The sequence below is a fragment of the Pantoea sp. CTOTU49201 genome (assembly GCF_032054795.1).
Taxonomy (GTDB): domain Bacteria; phylum Pseudomonadota; class Gammaproteobacteria; order Enterobacterales; family Enterobacteriaceae; genus Pantoea; species Pantoea symbiotica.
The window spans coordinates 1-2,372 of record NZ_DAMBSA010000549.1 but is presented as its reverse complement, the minus strand read 5'-3'; the positions used below and the strand labels follow the sequence as shown (position 1 = coordinate 2,372).

3 protein-coding genes are annotated in these 2,372 nt (G+C 60.2%); 1 reads left to right on the top strand and 2 read right to left on the bottom strand.

From position 1 onward, the window contains the following. Positions 1–300: M20/M25/M40 family metallo-hydrolase (locus tag RTY00_RS23595; protein WP_312666583.1), on the top strand; the 300-nt coding region annotated here is incomplete at its 5' end. A gap of 102 nt (positions 301–402) precedes the next feature. Here the strand turns inward: RTY00_RS23595 and RTY00_RS23590 are convergent. Beyond that, positions 403–1,452: a pyridoxal-phosphate dependent enzyme gene (locus tag RTY00_RS23590; RefSeq protein WP_312666582.1), complete on the bottom strand. Its 1,050-nt coding sequence runs from the start codon at positions 1,450–1,452 to the stop codon at positions 403–405. Positions 1,453–1,501: 49 nt separating this feature from the next. Beyond that, the coding region (locus RTY00_RS23585) for an ABC transporter permease subunit (protein ID WP_312666581.1) at positions 1,502–2,372 on the bottom strand (871 nt) is incomplete at its 5' end.

The window sequence follows — 2,372 nt, the reverse complement described above, 5'->3', positions numbered from 1 at the left end:
GCCAAAGTCGAATGGATTCTCGATGCCGATTGCGCCGAAATTGCGGCGGAGCACCCGTTTGTCACCACCTTCCAGCAGGGCGTTACCGATGCGGCACTCAATCCGCAACTGGCCGGATTTGGTGCGCATAGCGACATTGGTTTGCCGAGCACATTGGGGCAGACGCCAACGGTGAACTTTGGTCCCGGCGATCCGGCGATGTCGCATCAACCCAACGAACATGTCCCGATCGTCGATCTGGTAGCCTGCACCAAAGCCATCGCGTTGACGTTAGTGCGCTGGTGCGGCGTGGCATCGTAGGGTCGCCATTTATGGTGACCAGGTGCGCATAAATGCGCACCCTACAAAACCCGTTGCCTTGTAGGGCCGCCATTTATGGCGACCAGGTGCGCATTCCTATCCTTAGGCGATTTTCCTCGAGGTTTGCACGGCACTCGCTAGCTTCAGCGATTCCGCTGGCACCTGATGCGCGAACAGCTGCGTGGTCAAATAACTGCTGCCGCCGTCGGCAAGCAACACCACAATACGCTTGCCGCGATTTTCTGGTCGCGCCGCGACCTGTTGTGCCGCCCACAACACCGCGCCGGACGAATCACCAACCAGCACGCCTTCGCTCAGCGCTAGCTGGCGCGCCGCCGCATACGCCTGCCAGGTTTCGACCGCGATCACCTCATCGTAAACGCGGTGATCGAGATTGGCAGGAATGCGCTCCGGCGTCTGATTGCTAAACGCATGTACGCCGGTGATCTCCAGCGGATCGGGACGCAGTTCGCTCGGCTGTGAACCCACGCCCGGCTCGACGGCGATCACCTGCAAACCCGGATGCTGCTGTTTGAGATAGCGTCCGGTGCCGGAGAGCGTGCCGCCTGTGCCGACGGCGGCGATAAAGATATCCAGCTCGCCGCCGCTGTCGCGCCAGATCTCTGGTCCGGTGGTGCGTTCATGCACCGCCGGATTGGCCGGATTATCCAGCTGCAGCAGAAAATGCACTTCAGGTTCCGCTGCGGTGACCTGCTCGGCCAGCCATTTGGTGGCGGCAACGAAATCGCCGTTGCTGGCGTCGTAGAACTCTTTGAAGCCTGCAATGGTGCTGAACGGCACCACTTCGGCGCCGTACGCTTGAATAATCTGGCTGCGTTCGATGCTAACGAAATCATTGATGTAAACGCGGAACTTGTAGCCTTTGGCCGCCGCTATTGCCGCTAAACCAATGCCGGTGTTGCCGCTGGTGGTTTCAACCAATGTATCGCCGGGCTGGATAATGCCGTTGCGTTCAGCGGCTTCAATCATGCTGAGGGCGATGCGATCTTTGACGCTGTGATTGGGATTAAACAGTTCGAGTTTAGCGACCAAATCCGCCTGAATCTCTTGCTGCTGCGCGTAGCGTGACAGGCGCAGCAGCGGCGTGTTGCCAATCAGTTCGGTGATAGAAGCAGAAATTTTTGCAGCCATAATCGACCTCATGTGTGGGGGCGGTCGCCATGAATGGCGACCCTACGAATTACCATTTCACCGCGCTGCGCTGCCATGACAGCAGGCGATCGCGCACCAGGAACAGCAGGGAGATCAGCGAAGAGAACAGCAGCGCCATCACAATCAGCGCGGCGTACATATTGGCGTAAGCCGCCCAGCCTTGCGCCCACTGCAAATACCAGCCGAGCCCGGACTTCACGCCCATCATCTCCGCCGCCACCAGCACCGAGAACGACGCGCCCAAACCCATAAACAGGCCGACAAACAGGTGCGGCAGCGCGGCAGGTACCGCTACGCGCAACACGAGGAACAGCGAATTGGCACCCAGCGTGCGCGCCACATCGTAATAACGCGTATCAACGCTGGAAACGCCCGACCAGGTCAGCACCGTCACCGGGAACCAGGTCGCCAGCGCGATGAGAAATACCGCTGCCGAGAAGCTCGACGGGAAGAAGTAGAGCGACAGCGGCAGCAGTGCAGTCGAAGGCACCGGGCCGAGGAAACGCAGAATCGGATGCACCCAGTAACCCAAGCCGCGTGACCAGCCAATCGCCACGCCGGTAACAAAGCCGACCACGCTGCCATAGATAAAGCCGAAAGCCAGCAGACGCAGCGAATTGAGCACGCTATCCAGCAGGCGCAGCCAGTCGATGGCGTAGGCTTCTACCAGCGCGCGCGGCGGGGCGAAAAAGGGCGCGGGCAGCAGCGCCAGTTTGCCGGTGACGGTTTCCCACAGGCCAATCAGCAGCGCCAGCACAATCAGCCACGGACCGCTGCGCTTGAGCGGCGCGAGTAGCGTTAATCGCGGGAACAGGCCTGAGGCAATCGCTAGTCCGCTGAGAATGAGCGCGATGGCGGCGAACAACTCATGCGTTTCATTCACAAAGCGCGGGGCGGCA